The organism is Prevotella sp. P2-180 (assembly GCF_002251435.1).
Taxonomy (GTDB): domain Bacteria; phylum Bacteroidota; class Bacteroidia; order Bacteroidales; family Bacteroidaceae; genus Prevotella.
The window spans coordinates 154,479-172,222 of the sequence record NZ_NPJI01000037.1; the positions used below are offsets into that span (position 1 = coordinate 154,479).

The window sequence follows — 17,744 nt, forward strand, 5'->3', positions numbered from 1 at the left end:
ATGGGCAAAAGGCTGACAGACAATATCACTTCTAAATACCAAGAGGCGGCTAATTGCATGACACCAAAAAAGGCAAGACGGAAAATCGTGGCTTACGTCGAAAGCTACGACGACATCCTTTTCTGGAGGTCGGTACTTAACCGTTTTGAAGACGACACTCGATACTTCGAAGTCATGCTGCCATCAAGAAAGGTATTGTCAAGGGGAAAAAAGTCGGTTCTCATGAACTTCATAGGCGACAGGATAGGACCCGACATGATAGCATGCGTCGACGCCGACTACGACTACCTCATGCAGGGACTGACAGCCACATCGAAAAAAATCCTCGAATCGCCCTACATCTTCCACACCTATGTCTACGCCATAGAAAATTACCAATGCTATGCCGAAAGCCTTCACAACGTGGCTGTCATGGTTACACTCAACGACCATGCCATCTTCGACTTCCAAGCCTTTCTAAAACAGTATTCCCTTATTTGCCACCCGCTGTTCCTTTGGTCGGTACTCGCCTACAGGTCAAACTTCTACAAGGACTTCTCGCTCACCGACTTCGACCATATCGTGGAACTGAGCAATTTCAGCATCCATTCGCCCATGGCGAGCCTCAACCACCTCCGGGCAAAGGTGGAACGAAAGGTGAAATACCTTCAACAGCATTATCCAAGGCACAAGGCTTCCATTCGCAACCTCGACATCGAGCTCCAACAGCTCGGGGTCACACCCGACACCACCTATCTCTTCATGCACGGACACCACGTGTTCGACACCATCGTCGCCCCCGTCATGACCAAGGTGTGCAACCGCCTGCGCATGGAACGCGAACAGGAGATAAGCCGCACCGCAGTCCACCGCACTCAGATGTACAACGAACTCTCTTGCTACGAAAACAGCATCGCCGACGTGAAGACCATGATGAAAAGAAACATGGGCTACGTCTTCTCTCCCCTCTTCCAACGCCTCCAACACGACATCTCAAACTATCTCTCCCCTACCGCAGAGGATGCCCCAAACACCCCTTCTCCCATTTTATCATAATCGTAACATCCTGTTCGCACCATTGTAATTCGCACTTCGTACCTTTGCACCCGAAAAGAACAATAAGAGACAAAGAGTATGAAAAAAAGAATTGTAACAGCCCTTGCGCTGCTTGTGATGACATCATCAGCCACAATGGCCGACACACTTAAAGGAGTAGTAAAAGACAAAAACACTGGCGAACCGCTCATTGGAGCCACTGTTATGGTGGGCGACCGCGGCATTGCCACCGACATCAACGGTCATTTCTCTCTCACAGGACTTAAACGCGGGAAACACACTATTATTATTAAATATGTAGGATATAAAAACCAAAAAATTGACGGAGTGCTGGCAGACGACCGTTCGACGCAAGATGATATTGTAGTGGAAATGGTAAGCGACGAACAGACTCTCGGCGAGGTTAAAGTGACAGGAATGGCACGGAAAAACACCGATGTCGCCATGATCGAGGCGGCAAAACTCAGCTCCGTCATCGTGAACAATATTTCGGCACAAGAGATAAAACGTACTCAGGACAACAATGCAAGCGAGGTTATACGGCGTGTGCCGGGCGTAAGCCTCATCGAAGACAAGTTTGTCATGGTAAGAGGATTGTCGCAAAGATACAATAATGTATGGATCAACGGAGGTGCCGTTCCAAGCTCTGAGGCTGACTCAAGGGCATTCTCGTTCGACATCATCCCAAGCAGCCAGATAGACAACCTCGTCATCGTGAAATCTCCAAGTGCAGAGTATCCTGCTGACTTCACGGGTGGTTTCATCCAAATCAACACAAAGGACATCCCTTCTCAAAACACGTTCTCTCTTACCTTTGGAGGAAATTGGAATGATGCCACCCATTTCCAGGATTTCCGCTATGCCAATCTCAGCAGCAATTACATCAAAGAAGGTGAGGTAAGTATCCTCGGAAGCGGATTCAACAACGATTGGAGAGTGAAGAACAAGAAACCCCTCGGCGACCTGAAGTTGGGAGTGGATTGGAGCCGCCGCTGGACTCTCGGCGAGAGCAAACTCGGCATGGTGGGTGTTGTCAACTACACCAACGAATACCGCACATTCTCCGACATGCAGAACAACCTCTTCGGTGTGTATGACTCAGCCAACGACCGCAGCAACTATCTGCGCCGCTCCACCGACAACCAATATAACAACAACTCGCGCCTCGGAGCAATGCTCAATCTCGCCCTCCTCTCCAAGTCGGGCAATAACAAGTATGAACTGAAGAATATCTTCAACCGACTCGTAAATGAGCGATACACCGACCGTACGGGTATCGACGCACAGTCAAATAATGAGATTGGTGCTGAATACTACTATCGCAGCCGTATCACATACAATACCCAGCTCACCGGTAAGCACGACTTCACCGACGACCAACTGGAGTGGAGCGCAAGCTACTCTTACGCCAATCGACGCATGCCCGACCGCAAGCGCTACACCATCAACGACCAGAACGACAATGTCATCCAGCTCACCAGCAGCAACGACATCAACCGCGAGTTCACCAAACTCGACGAGCATATCATGTCGGCAAATATCAACGAGAAGCACGACTTCCACTTCGGTTCGTTTGAGCCTTCGCTCAAGATAGGTGCCTATGGCGAATATCGCACCCGTGAATACAAGACACGTCAGTTCCTCTACACCTGGGACCCGCAGAACAACGACCTGCCCGACGGATTCCGCCGTATGGACATGACCGAACTTCTTTCCAACGAGCAGTACCTCGGCGGCAATGGTCTCAATATTCTCGAGGATTTGGTGATGCGCAACAACTACAAGGGACACAACACCCTGGGGGCAGGTTATCTCGCAGCTTCCCTCCCCGTAGGCAAGTTCAACGTCTATGCCGGATTGAGATATGAGTTCAACCAGATGGAACTCATCACCAACACCCGCGACGACGTGGAAAGCCCCAAGAGCAAGTTCTATCGCAACCGCGATTTATTCCCGTCGGTTAACACGGTGTATAAGTTCAACGACAAGCACCAGGTGCGTCTCTCCTACGGCAAATCCGTCAACCGTCCCGAGTTCCGAGAGGTGTCACCGTCGGTATATTACGACTTCGACCTTGCATCCAACGTACAGGGAAAAGTGGATCTTAAATCATGCTACATACACAACGTAGATCTGCGTTATGAGTTCTATCCCTCACGCGGCGAACAGATTACAATTGCCGGATTCTACAAGCATTTCGACAACCCTATAGAATGGACATATACAGTGGCTGGTGGTACCGACCTCGTTTATTCTTACGATAATGCCGAGAGTGCCGACAACTTCGGAGTGGAGCTCGATATCCGTAAAGACCTCTCGTTCATAGGTTTGCGTAATCTCTCTCTCTCATTCAACGGAACGCTCATCCACTCTCGTGTAAACTTCCCCGCAGGGTCACGTTTTGAAAACCGACCCATGCAGGGACAGTCACCCTACCTTGTCAACACCGGTCTTTTCTATAAGAACGACAAGCAGCAGCTCTCCATATCATTGCTCTACAACCGCATAGGCAAGCGCATTATCGGTGTAGGACGCAGCGAGGGCAGCACCGGCAGCGAGGACAACGCCCGCGTGCCCGACAGCTACGAGATGCCGCGCGACGTGCTCGACTTCACCATCTCAAAGAAGTTTGGCTCTCACTGGGAGATAAAGGCCAACATCCGCGACATCCTCGCCCAGAAGGTAAGCTACAAGCAGTTTGCCGAGGCAAAGAACGCCGATGGCTCTACACGAGAGGTTGTTCAGATTACCCGCCAATACAAGCCCGGACGCAACATCGGTATCTCGGCTGTGGCAACATTTTAAGGAGTTAAGGCAAACTCGTAACATAAGAAAAAAAATAAATAGTATTAATTCATAAATCAGGATTAAAATGAAAGCATTAAAGTATTTATCATTGGCAAGCATCATGACACTTGCCACCTGCATGACGTCATGCAGCAGTGACGACGACAACAATGACAACAACCCCACTCCATCAGTGGAATATAAATGGAGCGAGGACGGAGGCTTGAAGGCATGCGACCACATCCTCTTCAGCGAGGTTGACAACAGTGAAAAAGCCGATGGCGCACAAATCGGTAATGGAGATGCCGAGTTTGTATTCACTGGCAAGCAGACATTAAAGAAAGGCACCTATATTCTTAAGGGATGGGTATATATCGCCAACGGCGCTGAGCTGACCATCGAAGCGGGTACAGTGATCAAGGGCGACAAGCAGACAAAGGCATCGCTCATCGTGGAGCGCGGCGGTAAGCTCTTCGCACAGGGTTCTGCCACCGAACCTATCGTATTCACATCTGAAGAGGCTGCAGGTAGCCGCAAGCCTGGTGACTGGGGTGGTGTCATCATCTGCGGTAATGCTCGCAACAACCAGCAGGAGCAGCAGATTGAGGGTGGCCCGCGCACCAAGCACGGCGGTGATAACGACGCCGACAATTCTGGTGTACTCAGCTACGTCCGCATCGAGTTTGCAGGTTATCCGTTCCAGAAGGACAAGGAGATTAACGGTCTCACACTTGGCTCTGTGGGCAATGGCACCAAGATCGACCACGTACAGGTGTCTTACACCAACGACGACTCATTCGAGTGGTTCGGCGGTTCTGTAAACTGCAAGTACCTCGTTGCCTATCATGGTTGGGACGATGACTTCGACACCGACAACGGCTACTCTGGTGCTGTACAGTACGGACTTGTTGTACGCAACGCACGTATTGCCGACACATCACAGAGCAACGGTTTCGAGAGCGACAACAACGCCAGCGGTTCTGACGTATCTCCCTACACCAACGCCACATTCTCCAACATTACCGTCATCGGTCCTAAGGCTCAGACAGGTGTTGCATTTGAGAACACAACCGACTTCATCAACGGCGGTTCGGTATTCCCCAACAACGGTTCTGCCCTCGGCAAGTTCCAGGCAGCATTCCAGATTCGTCGTGCCTCTCGCTTGAACATCATCAACTCTGTTGCTGTAGGCTTCCCCATCGGTTTGATTATCGACGGTGAGAAGGGCGACACTCCCGCACAGGCAAACAACGGCACCATCCGCTTCCACAACAACGTATTGGCAGGTATGGACGTCATCGGTTCCGACGCCAACAAGGTATATGACGATGTACTCTACGATGCAGTCAACAAGGCAGTCATCGACGCCAACCAGAAGTCATACTCCAACACCTTCTTCTTCCAGGCGGCTCTGAACAACAAGTCTTACGACGACGCCAAGACACTCTCTCTCGTCGATGCATCCAACGTAGGTTCACCTTTCATGCCTTCTGCTACAAGCCCGCTTCTCTCACTTGCTTCATTCACAGGCGAGACTTCCGCATGGCTTGACAAGGTAGCTTACGTCGGAGCATTCAACGCCACCGACAACTGGCTCGAAGGCTGGACCAACTTCGATCCTCAAAACACAAAATATTAATTCATCTCTCGCAATCATGACCGCTATTAGAGTTCGGTCATAGAATATTCATACACAAAAAACTCGCGCTTCTTAGCGCGAGTTTTTTGTGTATGAATAAACTGAGAGTAATGTTTATTTGCTTGTCTTGTAAAGAGTGTCGATTATGCCGTCGGCAAGAGAGATGTTAGGAACGTGAATCTCAGTGCAGTTCAGCGATTTTGCCACATTGAGGAATATCTCGGCAGCCGGGATGATGACATCGGCACGGTCGGGCTTCAGGCTGTATTGGCTGATGCGCTCCTCGATGGTCAGGGGTTTCAGCTCGTCGTGAATCTGCTGAAGGTTTTTCACTGGAAGAATGTTGTGGCGGCTTTTCTTTGAAGACTCATGAAACATTCTCGACAGCTTGTTGATGTTGCCTCCAGAACCGATAATCGTTATCCCAGGATATTTCTCGGCGTAGGCCTGCAGGTCAGTGCGCATGTTTTCAATGGTGTCTGGACTTACAGCCCCGCTGAGCAGACGAAGAGTACCGATGTTGTACGAACAGCTTCCGACGAGAAGTCCGTTGCTGAGCAGCGATATCTCAGTGCTACCGCCGCCCACATCTACGTAGGCATAATTGCCGCTTACCGACTCCGCCGACTCTATGGAGTTGTTGTAGAGTATTTTAGCCTCTTCGCTACCTGCGAGAATCTCGATGTCGATACCAGTTTCCTTTCTTATCTTCTTCAGTATCTTCTCCCCGTTGCGGGCATCCCTCATGGCAGCGGTGGCGCAGGCGCGGTATTGGCTCACGTTGTATAGCTTCATGAGCTGTTTGTAGCTTTTTATCATACACATCATCATGCGCTGGCGTTCTTCGCTTATCTCACCAAGCGTGAATACGTCCTTTCCCAGTCGCAACGGAATGCGGAGGAAGAGAATCTTGGTGAACTCAGTGTTGCCCATGGTGTCTTCCTTTACGTTTTTGATAAGAAGTCGAGCTCCGTTGGAACCGATGTCTATAGCAGCATAGTTGTTATTTTCCATTTTCAGTGTTGTTTATTTCATTTATTTCAGCTTTGTATATCTCCTCCTGCGACCTGAAAGGTGCGCCCTCGGGAAAGGCGTTGGTGCCTCGGCCGTCGATGATGCGGGCGTTGGTGGTATCCTTCAGACCATATTCCACAGTGCGCAAGAGGTTGGCCTTTAGGTCTTCGTCATACACCGGAGTGAGCACCTCTATTCGGTTGATAAGGTTGCGAGGCATCCAGTCAGCCGAGCCGAGATAGTATCGTGGCAGACCTCCGTTGGCGAATATCAGAATGCGTGAGTGTTCGAGATAAGTGTCTATGATGCCATACGCCCTGATATTCTCGCTTATGCCCGGCAGTCCGGGTACGAGCGAGCAGTTGCCACGCAAGAGTATGTCGATTTTTACTCCAGCCTGAGAAGCCTCATAGAGTTTTTCTACTATGTCCTCGTCGGTGATATGGTTTATTTTCACTTTTATCCAAGCCTCGTGACCCTCTTTGGCGTTGTGTATTTCCTCGCTGATGAGTTTCAGCAGTTTCGGTTTCATCTCGTTAGGAGAAACGAGCAGCTCGCGGAATTTTACAGGCTTGAAAGGCTTTTGTATGAACTCAAACACTTTCTTCACCTCCCTCACTATTTGAGGTCTTGCCGTCATCATCATATAGTCGGTATAAACCTTTGCGTTGCCTTCGTGGAGGTTTCCTGTGCCTATGCAGGCTATGTCTCCACACTTGCATGAAATATACACGAGTTTTGAGTGAATCTTGAGTCCTTCCACACCGAACACCACTTCCACTCCCGCCTCCTGCAGTCGCTTGCTCCACTTGATGTTGCTCTCTTCGTCAAACCTGGCGAGCAGCTCAATGACAACGGTCACTTTCTTTCCGTTTCTTGCGGCACAGATGAGCGCCTTAACCACTTTCGACGCCTTTGCGAGACGGTATATGGTCACGTTTATGGCTTTCACGTCGTCGCTAAGCGCAGCCTCTCTGAGCACACGTATAAAACTGTTGAACGAGTGGTATGGTACATGTATGAATCTGTCTTTTTGTCTTATGGCGTCCAGTATGCTCTGTGTCTTTTCCAGTTCCGGCTTAAGTATCGGAGACCATTTCGGGTATTTCAGGTCGTTGCGTCCGCAGTCGGGGAAAGCCATGAGGTCCTTGTGGTTTTGGTATCTTCCTCCGCTAACTATGGTGTCGAGGGTGTCGATGTTAAGTCTCGACATGATGTGCTTCAGCAAGTCCTTTGGCATACTGTCGTCGTAGATGACACGTATAGGCTCGCCGCTTTTCCTGCTTTTTACACCCCTTGCCACCTTTTGCATTACGCCACTGCCGAGGTCGTTGTCCATCTCCATCTCAGCGTCCTTCGTAAACTTAAACGAATACGCTTCGTAAGTGCAGTTGCCGCTTCCTACGAAAATCATGGGAAGACAGTATCTTATCACGTCGTCGAGGAACATGATATTTTCCTTTTCGTCACTTTTTGGCAGTCTGACGAACCGTCCTATTTCCTTGTCAGGCATTGCAATGAGAGCATAGTCTGTCTTAGGCTTTTTCTTCCCCTCAATCCATTCCATTCTCTTTATTGCGAGGAAGATGCCATCGTCGGCAGTTGCACCTATTTCCTTTATCTGTGAAAGCCAGATAGGGTTTGTAGAGCCGTTGAGTTTTTCGAGATAGAAACGTTGGATGAAGTCTTTTTGTTCATCGTTGAGTTGGTTTTCGTGTAGAAGACGAATATCCTTTTGTTCAAGTTCTTCAGTAATCTCTTGTACAGCCTTTTCAAACTCCTTGTTGTAACAAGAGTTGAGGTGGTTGATATCTTTTATGGTACGCTTCGCCCTTTCGCGGTCGTTTTTCAGAGTTTTGTCTTTAGATTGTGCGATGCGGTTGAGAGAAGCTATTCTTACGCGGAAGAATTCATCTAGATTGTTGGAGTAGATACCGAGGAAAGTCATACGTTCGAGCACCGGGATGTCTTTTTTCTCAGCTTCCTGTAGAATGCGGTGGTTGAAGTACATCCAGCTGAGGTCTCTTTCTACAAATGCTCCTTTGAGTTTGTTATTTTCTTTTTCCATACATATTCATATTTGTTTTCGGGTGCAAATTTATTTAATCTATAATACAATTGTGTTACAAAAGAATGAAAACACCATTAATATATTCACTCTTCTTATAACCCAACTTTATGAATCTATCCCGATATCCTATATGAAAGTCTCCCGCTATCCTATATAAATCTATCCCGCTACTATACTTGTTTTATATTCCGCACTGCGGAACATACATTCACCACTGCTGAACGTACGTTCGCCACTGCGGAACGTACGTTCACCACTGCGGAATATAAACCGACTACCTATTCTTAATAAAACCGACTACCTGTTCTTAATAAAACCGGCTACCTGTTCTTAATAAATATGTCCAGTCGTAATTATCCCCGCCTCTATAGGGTCTTTACTTTATGTAAGACCGGAAAAAGTTCACTAACGAACCAACCTTGGAGCTGAAAGAATTGCTGCGCAAACCGAATGCAGAGCCAAGTTCGCTTGAGCTATGCTGAGGTGCTGCCAGCAATCGACGAAGTCAATTAAGAAACAAAGTTCGGCAGCCTAAGGGAAAGCCAATGGCAGCGCAAGCCACCGCCGTCGTAGGGTCTTACCACCTCGAAAACGACTTATATTGACTATCAATGCGTTAATTGTACACATAGGCGTGTATATTTTGGGGTATCAGCCTCAAAGGATTTATGTTTTCAACAGAATTTTGCCTTGTTTTGGTATATTTTTGAGCAATATTGCATTTTTCTCATTTATTTTTTGTACTTTTGCAGAAAGCAAAGCAATTCACTCATGGCAAATTTAAATAGATTCACCATACAGCAACTCCAGCAGATGCGCGAATCCGAAGACCGCGTTGAGTTCAAGGCGGGCGAAGGAGGCAAACCAATGTCTGATGCCGTGTATCTCAAGATATTGCAGGAGTCAGAGCCAGACTTCTCAGAGAAAAACTGCGAAGGACTCACGCTTGAAGACCTTGACGAAGAGGCCATACGTGTGATGAAGAAAAAGTACGCTGACAGATGGGAGAAACCAGAATTCAACAACATTCCAACCAATCAGGAACTGAAGGATTTCATGCTGATGGATAATGATGTTCATCTCAACTATGCAGCCCTAATCCTGTTGGCAAAGTCGGATGTTGACAACATCTTGTCTGTTAACAGTATGCCACGAAGCAGACAAGACCCTGCCCTCCTGCTCTTGATACACGACATTCAGCGCAACCGTGCCACAACAGAGCAACTTAACGCCTTCGACCTTCTTGCCCTCTATCCCTAATCTCGCATCAATGTTAGGGGTATCAGAGAAGACAATAAAGCGCGACATCTCGGCCATGCAATCAGCAGGATTGATAAAGCGTGTTGGAAGTGACAAGACAGGGCATTGGGATTTGGCAGATACCAAATAACCATTAAATAGAAATAACAATGGAAATCCAAATAAAAGACAATAAAATATACGCACCTTTGAAAGACAAGTGGCTGGTGCTTAAACCTGAGGAGGAAGTGCGACAAAGATACATCTGCCGACTGGCGGATAGTTATGGCTATGACATTAATCAGATGGATCAGGAACTGAAAGTAACGAACTCTCACCGAGGTCAAGGCTCTGCGCGTGCCGATATTGTTATATGGAAGTCGGCTCAAGAAAAAAACGATAACAAAAGTGCTTTCATTATTGTAGAATGTAAAGCAGAAAGTGTCACCATTCGAAAAGAAGATTACTATCAAGGCTATAATTATGCAGCATGGGCTGGTGCAGATTTCTTTGTAACCACCAACCTCAAGGAGACTCGTATTTTCAAAGTTGTAAAAGGAGAACTCCCCAAGAAGCTTGAAGAGATTGTTGATATTCCAACAGCCGAGATGGCAAACAATGAAAAGAAAGTAAATGAGCTGCTCAATCAGACAAAGGCTTTTACTCGTGACGAGTTCTCACGCCTTCTCTACAAGTGCCATAATATCATTCGGAATAACGATAAACTATCTCCAGAAGCAGCTTTTGATGAAATTAGTAAAATTCTCTTTATTAAGATTCGCTATGAACGGGACAATACAGGCACTCAAATTTTTTCAAAAGATGCGTTTGTAAAGCTTAAAGATGCTTATAACAGAATGAAGTCAAAAGATGCTCCAGAGTTTTATCAATTCTTGTTTGAGAAGACTAAGGAGGATTTTTCGAAAGACAATTTGTTTGAGCCAAACGAGACTATCCGTATTCGTGAAACCAGTTTTGAAAAGATTGTCGAGGAATTGCAGATATACAATCTGTCAACAACTTCGGACGATGTAAAGGGTATTGCCTTTGAGAAATTCCTTGGACGTACATTCCGTGGTGAACTCGGTCAGTTCTTTACTCCTCGTACTATTGTCGAATTCATGGTAGCTGCCCTTGATCCACAAGAGGGAGAGTATGTTTGTGATCCTTGCTGTGGAAGTGGCGGATTCTTGATTCGTGCGTTTGAATATGTTCGAGAACAAATAGAGCGTGAACTTGAAGAGCGCAAAGAAGAAGTAAAAGCTCAACTCATACCGGATAATTATGACGACTTAAAGGCGAAAGATCAGGAGGCCATTGATGCTAAGGTATCTGATGCTTTTGCGAAAATGAACTATGAAGTTGACATTAGTAACGAAAAAGGTCGTCTTCGCAGCCTTTCATTCAACTGCATCTATGGTACAGATGCTAATCCGCGAATGGCGCGTACAGCAAAGATGAATATGATTATGCATGGTGACGGTCATGGTGGCGTACACCATCATGATGGTCTCTTGAATGTCAATGGCATTTGGGACGGACGTTTCGATGTAATCCTGACCAATCCGCCTTTCGGTTCTCGTGTTGACAAGGACATTAAGATAACAGAGGCTGACAAGTTTACAGACGAAACAAAAATAAATGCTTACATCAAACGCTATGGTAATGAGTATCTTAATGCTCTAAAGCAAGTAAACGATCATATAGGTGAATCGCTTTTGGATCAGTTTGGTGTTGGTAAACTTAGCGGTCTTACAGAAGTTCTCTTCATTGACCGTTGTATCAATCTGCTTAAACCTGGTGGACGTTTGGGCATTGTTCTGCCAGAAGGAGTGTTGAACAATACCAACCTTCAGAATGTGCGTGAATACTTCGAAGGTAGAGCCAAGATTCTCCTCATTGTGTCAATTCCGCAAGAGGTATTCATGGCTGCAGGTGCGACTGTAAAGCCAAGCCTTATGTTCTTCAAACGTTTCACTGAGGATGAACAGAAACAGTATGATGACATTAAGGAAAAGGCATATTCGGAAGTGCGTGACAAGTATGCTTTCGAACTGCATGTGATAGAAGAAGAACTTGCAAAGAAAGGTAAAAATGCCAAACCTGCAGCCGAGAAGAAAATACTCCGTGCAAGGAAAAAGGAAATAGAAGCCGCTATAGAGTCAGAAGCGAAAACGCTAATTAAGCAACGTTTTGACTATGTTATTCCAATTGCAGACATTAAGCGTGCTGGCATCAACTCTATTGGTATTAAGATTGAGAATGACCTCGAACCTCTTCTTGAAGAGTTTACCAAGTACCGCAAGGAGAACGACCTATGGCACAAACCTCATGTTGTAAAATCATACCAATACAATGATGATGGCAACATGACACGTTCAACAGAAATAGATGGCGTCATGGTCAGGGAAGACGAAGTTTTCTATAACGCAAAGAGAAATCGATATGGCTACGATAACATATAAATTCCTCCATTTTGCAAATCTAAAGGACATTCCGAATTGGAGTGTCCAATATGCAGATGAGGAAGATCTTGGCTTCACAAAGAAATATCCAATGGCAAGGATTGGATCATTTTTGGTACGCAGGAAAGAGGCTATAGATATTCAAGACGGAATAATATATAAACGCGTAACAGTAAGCACAAAAGGTGGTAACATCACTATTAGAGACCAGAAGGATGGAAAATTGATTGGTACCAAAAAGCAATTCGTTATTCACGAAGGACAATTCCTTCTTTCGAAAATCGATGCACGCAATGGTGCTTATGGTGTCGTTCCTGCAATTGCAGAAGGTGCGATTATCACGGGCAATTTCTGGACTTACGATGTTGATTATGAAAGAATAAATCCTCAGTTTTTGACGTTAGTTACAAAAACGCAACAATTTCTTGATTTTGCAGAGAAAAGCAGTAACGGAACAACAAATAGACATTATCTTCAAGAAAATGCTTTTCTCAATCAACAGATTCCTTTGCCAAGCAAAGAGGAACAGGAAAAGATTTTGAAAGAGTATTACTCATGCATCCAAACCGCTTTAAAAAAAGAAGAGGAAATATATAAATGTGAGAGAGAACTCTCTCATTTCGTACTCTCATCGATAGACTTAAAAGACGTTAAAGATGAATCAGAAGAAAAACAATCGTCAATGATGATGTTTACGTCTTTATCTAAGGTGACAAGATGGGATACATATAACATTAAGTACCATATTAATAAAGAAAAAGGTACGACTTTGCTCCGTGATTTGCTTAAGTCCAAACCTTTTTACGGCGCACCGTATTCTGCAGTTGATTACAATAAGAAAATCCGCTACATTAGAATTACCGATATAAATGAAGATGGCACATTATCAGAAGAAAAAGTATCCGCAAATCAGTATAATGAAGCCTACTTGCTGAAAGAAAATGATTTCTTAATTGCAAGATCTGGAAATACTGTAGGAAAAACATTTTTATATACTTCTGATATTGGACCAGCAATCTTTGCTGGTTATCTGATAAAGTTTGAACTACAAGAAGAATTAATACTTCCACAATATTTATTAGTTTATACAAAGACCCCAATATTCAAAAAATGGATAAAGAATAATCAGAGAATTTCAGCTCAACCAAATATAAATTGTCAGCAATATCTTGAGGCTCCGATTATTTTGCCAACAATAGAAAAACAAAAAGAAATTGTTGAATATGCAAATAGAAAACAAGAACAAAGGATTCAGCTGAGAGAAGAAATAAAAAACATCCTCGAACAAGCTCAAAACAAATTTGTACATACAATTTTTGATTAATTATGTTTAGATTAAAGAAAATACAAATTGATGGATATAAGAATTTAGCAGGTGATTATGACTTTAGTAATAATAAAGGCTATATATCACTGATAGGTCTTAATGGCTCAGGTAAAAGTAATTTGCTTGAGGCTATCAGTATAATCTTTGATGGTCTTATTAATAACGGCGGCACAGGTATTCCTTTTGATTATGAGATAGAATATGGCATAAATGGTCACATATACACAAGAAAGAAAAGACAAGCAATGAAGGATGGTATTATATGTAAGGCAGAGGATCTCGAATATCCATCATCATTGATTGCATGCTATAGTGGTGAAGATTTAAGATTGTGGCAGATTGCATATGAAAAATACCATATGGGATATTTCAATGAAGCAGTCAAGCAAACATATTCCTCCCCGACTTTCCTCTATATAAACAAATATTGTTGGAAAATTGCCTTAATCTCTCTTTTATGCTCAAACAATGATAAGGTAAAGGATTTCTTGAAGTATACGTTAAAAATAGATAGTCCTTCAGATGTTGAACTTGATTTATCCTATGATGACGCAAAGAAAGCTGGCTTCCAAGCACATGCTGCTTTGAATTGGTTTGACAGAATTGTACAAGATGGTAATCAAAATATTAATTTAAACATCATTGCTACAACTGATATTTATATAGCTGGTAGACAAGTTCCTGAAGAACACAAGGCCAAATGTGTGTTCAATTTTCTATACTTACTTTCGCAGCCTAAGAAAAATGAAAAAAATAAGATAGATAAGCTCATAAATGACATTAAAATATCAGTCAATATTGGAGATAACAAGATTGATTTTGATGACCTTAGTGAAGGTGAAAAGAAACTTATCCTCATAGAATGTATAACAAAAGTACTCGGTGACGTAAACTCTCTCGTCCTCCTTGACGAACCTGATGCACATACTCACATTGCTATGAAGAAAGAACTTCTCAAACTTATTTCAGAGTTTGAGGGACAGATAATCATGACAACTCACTCTCCAATGTTTGTCAAGATGATTCAAGACAACGAAAAGAATAATCTTTTTTATATTGAAAATGGCAAGATTACTGAGTCTAGGAATAATCTTATAAAGAAACTATCCAATGACGCATTAACAGTCTTGGATGGAACCTTATATTCCAAGTCTAATTCATACCTTTTAGTTGAAGGTAAAAGTGATGTGAACTGCATTAAAGCCGCAATCAATAAATTTCCTGAGTTTGAGAAATTACAAGATGTTTCTATAATATCATTCAATGGCGCGTCAGAAGCTAAGGTATTTTTTGAACAAGCTTTTAAGGATTCTATTGATTGTGTAAAGCATTTGGCATTTTTGTTTGATTACGATCAAGATGGTCTAAAAGAATGGAGAAACCTCGAAGATATTATTAATGAATATCCAAATAAATGCACACGTATATTCTATCAGAGAAATTATGATGAAGAATTAAAACCTACAAGTATCGACAATAAGGATTCCCTTCTTTTAGAAGACTTAGTTCATCCGTCTGCATATCAGCAAGAATTAGATAGAATTCATTCGATATCGTCATTTCATCAACTACATGCTGGAGGAAAAATTTCAGAAAAGCCTATAAAAGATCGAATCGAAGGACACTGCCGAGAGTTTTCTCAGGAACAACTTCGGGACTTTACTCCATTATTACATAAGCTATTTGAGGTATTTGAACTAAACTAATATACTATGACTAATAACCGTACTTGGCTTGCCTTTGCCAACCGAAAAAGGTGCAGACATGCTGATGCTATCCATGCCCTTGGATTCATCAGTTGGAGAATGGGAAGAGCACGCTTCGCCATTGGTGATGTGGTGTATCTCTTCATGTCAGATGAGCGATGCGTTCGATTCAAGTTGATTGTAACAGCAGAGAATTGCAAACGTGAAGATCAAGCATTTTGGGTGGAGGTGCCTCCAAATGATATTACTTACAAGCTTGAACTACTCGAAGAGTATGATGGAGCTCATCTTTCTGAACAAGAGTTGTGTAAACATGGTTTCAAAGGAGGTCGAGCACTTGAGGTTCCTAATTGTAATAATACAGAACTTATTTCTTACATTCAAACCATATTCTAAATATGAAAGGTGACGCACAACCATTAATAAAGTTCTTTGATGGATCAGACAAACGATTTATCATCCCTCTTTACCAGCGTAACTACGACTGGAAAGAAGATAACTGCGAACAGTTGTTCCAAGACTTGATAAAGCTCCATAATAGCGACCGCAGGAGTCACTTCTTTGGCAGCATTGTATCAAGTATACAGTCTGGAACAGAAGACAGATTTATCATTGATGGACAACAGCGAATCACAACTGTTTCGTTGTTGCTCATTGCGATGGTAAATGCTAAGAAAGAAGGACTGATTAAAGCTACAGATGCTAAACTTGTTGAGAAAATCTTCAAGCGTTATTTGGTGGATGAATACCAAGAAGACGAACGAAAGGTGAAACTGAAACCTATCAAGAAAGACATGCAAGCTTTCGATGCTTTGCTGTACAAGCCTAAAGACCAGTACATCAAAGAATCGAATGTTACTCGCAACTATGAATTCTTCTATGATAAGATTATTCATTGTGGATTGACTATTGATGAACTTTTTGAGACCATCAAAAAACTGGAAGTCATCAACATCCGTCTTGACGAAGATGATGACCCGCAGCTGATATTTGAGAGTCTGAACTCTACTGGTCTTGATCTGAGTGAAGCAGACAAGATTCGTAACTATCTGTTGATGTCACTTGCACCAGTTGAGCAGGATGACTTGTATACTCGATATTGGAACCCTATTGAAGAGTTTACAAAGTATGACCCATCTTCTTTTGTGCGCGATTACCTTACCATGAAGCAAGGAAAGATCGGTCGTATCGATAAGATATACTTTATCTTTAAGGAGTATGCCGAAAATATAAGTGTTGACAGGGGAACGCTCTTGAAAGATATGCATCACTATGCCAAGATATATAGCCAAGTGGATTGTGCTACGATAGGTAAAGATAAACTGAATAGGAAGCTGAACCAGCTAAGAACGCTGGATTCAACCATTGCTTACCCGTTCTTTATGGCTTTCTTCGACTATGCATCAAAAGTTGGATTAACGGAAAACGAGACCTATCGTGTACTTGATGTGATAGAAGCTTACTGGGCACGAAGAATCATCTGTAATCTCCCATCCAATGCGTTGAACAAAGTTTTTGCAACGCTCCATAGAGATGTATTGAATCATGTCAACAAAGCAGGTGATGATACTGCACCTTCGTATATAGATGTACTAACTTACGTCTTGTTGAAGAAGGGACGTTCTTCTGTCTTCCCTTCTGATGAAGAGGTGCATGGAGACTTTAAAACTCGTCAGATTTATAAGATGCCTGCTAATGCCCGCATGTTTATCTTGGAACGTATGGAAAACCAAGATAACAATGAACGGCACGATGTGGTGAAGGAGCTGACAGAGAAAAATATCACAATAGAGCATATCATGCCCCAGACTCTGTCGGACAAGTGGAAAGCTGCTTTAGGAGAAGATTGGGAAAGGATTCATGAACAGTATCTGCACACCATGGCAAATCTTACGCTTACTGGTTATAATTCTCAATATAGCAATCTCACGTTTATTGAGAAGAGAGATATGGAGAAGGGCTTCAAGGATAGTGCTTTCCGTCTTAATAACTCTGTGAAATCGTGTGACCAATGGACAGAAACAGAGTTGAAAGCACGTCAGAGAGAATTACAAAATGTGTTTATGCGACTCTGGCCCATGCCATCAACTACTTTTGAGCCACAGAGACGTGAAGCGGAATCTGCATCGCTTGATGATGAGGACTATGAGTTCACAGGCCAGAAGCTGCAAGCATATATTCTTCATGGGGTCAGATATACGGTTAACACTTGGAAGGAAATGCTCATTCAGGTTTGTGGACACATCCTACTTGAGAAGCGTTCTACCATTGAATGGCTTTGCGCAAACGAAAAGTGCAGTTTCTCAACTACACCGGAAGAATGGAGACGCGAGCTTGCACCGGGAATGTATGTATGGACGGACAATAGCACAGCCACCAAGATCAACATTTTGCATGGAATGTTTGAGGAATGCAATATTCCCGCATCGGAACTCGTTTTTTAATTCCGTTCAGAACAGGA

12 protein-coding genes are annotated in these 17,744 nt (G+C 43.8%); 10 read left to right on the forward strand and 2 right to left on the reverse strand.

Annotated features, from left to right (window positions below; translation table 11 throughout):
• From CIK98_RS06765 to CIK98_RS06775, 3 genes are all read left to right on the forward strand, one after another.
• Positions 1-1,035 carry a DUF4435 domain-containing protein gene (locus CIK98_RS06765; RefSeq protein WP_094383496.1) on the forward strand — a complete coding sequence of 345 codons (1,035 nt, stop codon included), beginning with the start codon at positions 1-3 and terminating at the stop codon, positions 1,033-1,035.
• Between the two features lie 78 nt (positions 1,036-1,113).
• Positions 1,114-3,840, forward strand: a complete 2,727-nt coding sequence (locus CIK98_RS06770) for a TonB-dependent receptor (protein WP_094383497.1) — start codon at positions 1,114-1,116, stop codon at positions 3,838-3,840.
• 67 nt (positions 3,841-3,907) lie between these two features.
• Positions 3,908-5,461, forward strand: coding sequence for a hypothetical protein (locus CIK98_RS06775; protein ID WP_094383498.1), 1,554 nt, complete (start codon positions 3,908-3,910; stop codon positions 5,459-5,461).
• A gap of 114 nt (positions 5,462-5,575) precedes the next feature.
• On the opposite strand, the gene CIK98_RS06780 is transcribed toward CIK98_RS06775, so the two are convergent.
• Both CIK98_RS06780 and CIK98_RS06785 read right to left on the reverse strand, forming a co-directional pair.
• Positions 5,576-6,475: an exopolyphosphatase gene (locus tag CIK98_RS06780; RefSeq protein ID WP_094383499.1), complete on the reverse strand. Its 900-nt coding sequence runs from the start codon at positions 6,473-6,475 to the stop codon at positions 5,576-5,578.
• The gene (locus tag CIK98_RS06785; protein WP_094383500.1) at positions 6,465-8,543 is read right to left on the reverse strand and encodes an RNA degradosome polyphosphate kinase; all 2,079 of its coding nucleotides are present in this window, start codon (positions 8,541-8,543) and stop codon (positions 6,465-6,467) included. The genes CIK98_RS06780 and CIK98_RS06785 overlap by 11 nt, the downstream gene beginning before the upstream one ends.
• 774 nt (positions 8,544-9,317) lie before the next feature.
• Here CIK98_RS06785 and CIK98_RS06790 point away from each other — a divergent pair.
• Genes CIK98_RS06790 through CIK98_RS06820 form a run of 7 tightly spaced genes read left to right on the forward strand, consistent with a single transcriptional unit; the run spans position 9,318 to position 17,727 of the window.
• Positions 9,318-9,806: a hypothetical protein gene (locus tag CIK98_RS06790; RefSeq protein WP_094383501.1), complete on the forward strand. Its 489-nt coding sequence runs from the start codon at positions 9,318-9,320 to the stop codon at positions 9,804-9,806.
• 10 nt (positions 9,807-9,816) lie between these two features.
• Entirely contained in the window at positions 9,817-9,936 is a 120-nt protein-coding gene (locus CIK98_RS19050; protein WP_094383502.1) for a DeoR family transcriptional regulator, read from the forward strand.
• A gap of 19 nt (positions 9,937-9,955) precedes the next feature.
• Complete coding sequence (locus CIK98_RS06800) at positions 9,956-12,250, forward strand: N-6 DNA methylase (protein WP_094383503.1); 2,295 nt, start codon at positions 9,956-9,958, stop codon at positions 12,248-12,250.
• Positions 12,231-13,574, forward strand: a complete 1,344-nt coding sequence (locus tag CIK98_RS06805; RefSeq protein ID WP_172409848.1) for a restriction endonuclease subunit S — start codon at positions 12,231-12,233, stop codon at positions 13,572-13,574. The genes CIK98_RS06800 and CIK98_RS06805 overlap by 20 nt, the downstream gene beginning before the upstream one ends.
• A gap of 2 nt (positions 13,575-13,576) precedes the next feature.
• Positions 13,577-15,283 (forward strand): ATP-dependent endonuclease, encoded by a 1,707-nt coding sequence (locus CIK98_RS06810; protein ID WP_094383505.1) that lies wholly within the window; start codon positions 13,577-13,579, stop codon positions 15,281-15,283.
• A gap of 6 nt (positions 15,284-15,289) precedes the next feature.
• Complete coding sequence (locus CIK98_RS06815) at positions 15,290-15,679, forward strand: hypothetical protein (RefSeq protein WP_094383506.1); 390 nt, start codon at positions 15,290-15,292, stop codon at positions 15,677-15,679.
• 2 nt (positions 15,680-15,681) lie between these two features.
• Positions 15,682-17,727 carry a DUF262 domain-containing protein gene (locus tag CIK98_RS06820; protein WP_094383507.1) on the forward strand — a complete coding sequence of 682 codons (2,046 nt, stop codon included), beginning with the start codon at positions 15,682-15,684 and terminating at the stop codon, positions 17,725-17,727.
• Positions 17,728-17,744: the final 17 nt, after the last annotated feature.

What these genes read in the sequence shown, in the direction of transcription:
- CIK98_RS06810 (WP_094383505.1), top strand. Translation starts at nt 13,577, where the DNA reads ATGTTTAGATTAAAGAAAATACAAATTGATGGATATAAGAATTTAGCA.
- CIK98_RS06770 (WP_094383497.1), top strand. Translation starts at nt 1,114, where the DNA reads ATGAAAAAAAGAATTGTAACAGCCCTTGCGCTGCTTGTGATGACATCA.
- CIK98_RS06815 (WP_094383506.1), top strand. Translation starts at nt 15,290, where the DNA reads ATGACTAATAACCGTACTTGGCTTGCCTTTGCCAACCGAAAAAGGTGC.
- CIK98_RS06805 (WP_172409848.1), top strand. Translation starts at nt 12,231, where the DNA reads ATGGCTACGATAACATATAAATTCCTCCATTTTGCAAATCTAAAGGAC.
- CIK98_RS06800 (WP_094383503.1), top strand. Translation starts at nt 9,956, where the DNA reads ATGGAAATCCAAATAAAAGACAATAAAATATACGCACCTTTGAAAGAC.
- CIK98_RS06775 (WP_094383498.1), top strand. Translation starts at nt 3,908, where the DNA reads ATGAAAGCATTAAAGTATTTATCATTGGCAAGCATCATGACACTTGCC.
- CIK98_RS06820 (WP_094383507.1), top strand. Translation starts at nt 15,682, where the DNA reads ATGAAAGGTGACGCACAACCATTAATAAAGTTCTTTGATGGATCAGAC.
- CIK98_RS06790 (WP_094383501.1), top strand. Translation starts at nt 9,318, where the DNA reads ATGGCAAATTTAAATAGATTCACCATACAGCAACTCCAGCAGATGCGC.
- CIK98_RS06785 (WP_094383500.1), bottom strand. Translation starts at nt 8,543, where the DNA reads ATGGAAAAAGAAAATAACAAACTCAAAGGAGCATTTGTAGAAAGAGAC.
- CIK98_RS06780 (WP_094383499.1), bottom strand. Translation starts at nt 6,475, where the DNA reads ATGGAAAATAACAACTATGCTGCTATAGACATCGGTTCCAACGGAGCT.
- CIK98_RS06765 (WP_094383496.1), top strand. Translation starts at nt 1, where the DNA reads ATGGGCAAAAGGCTGACAGACAATATCACTTCTAAATACCAAGAGGCG.
- CIK98_RS19050 (WP_094383502.1), top strand. Translation starts at nt 9,817, where the DNA reads ATGTTAGGGGTATCAGAGAAGACAATAAAGCGCGACATCTCGGCCATG.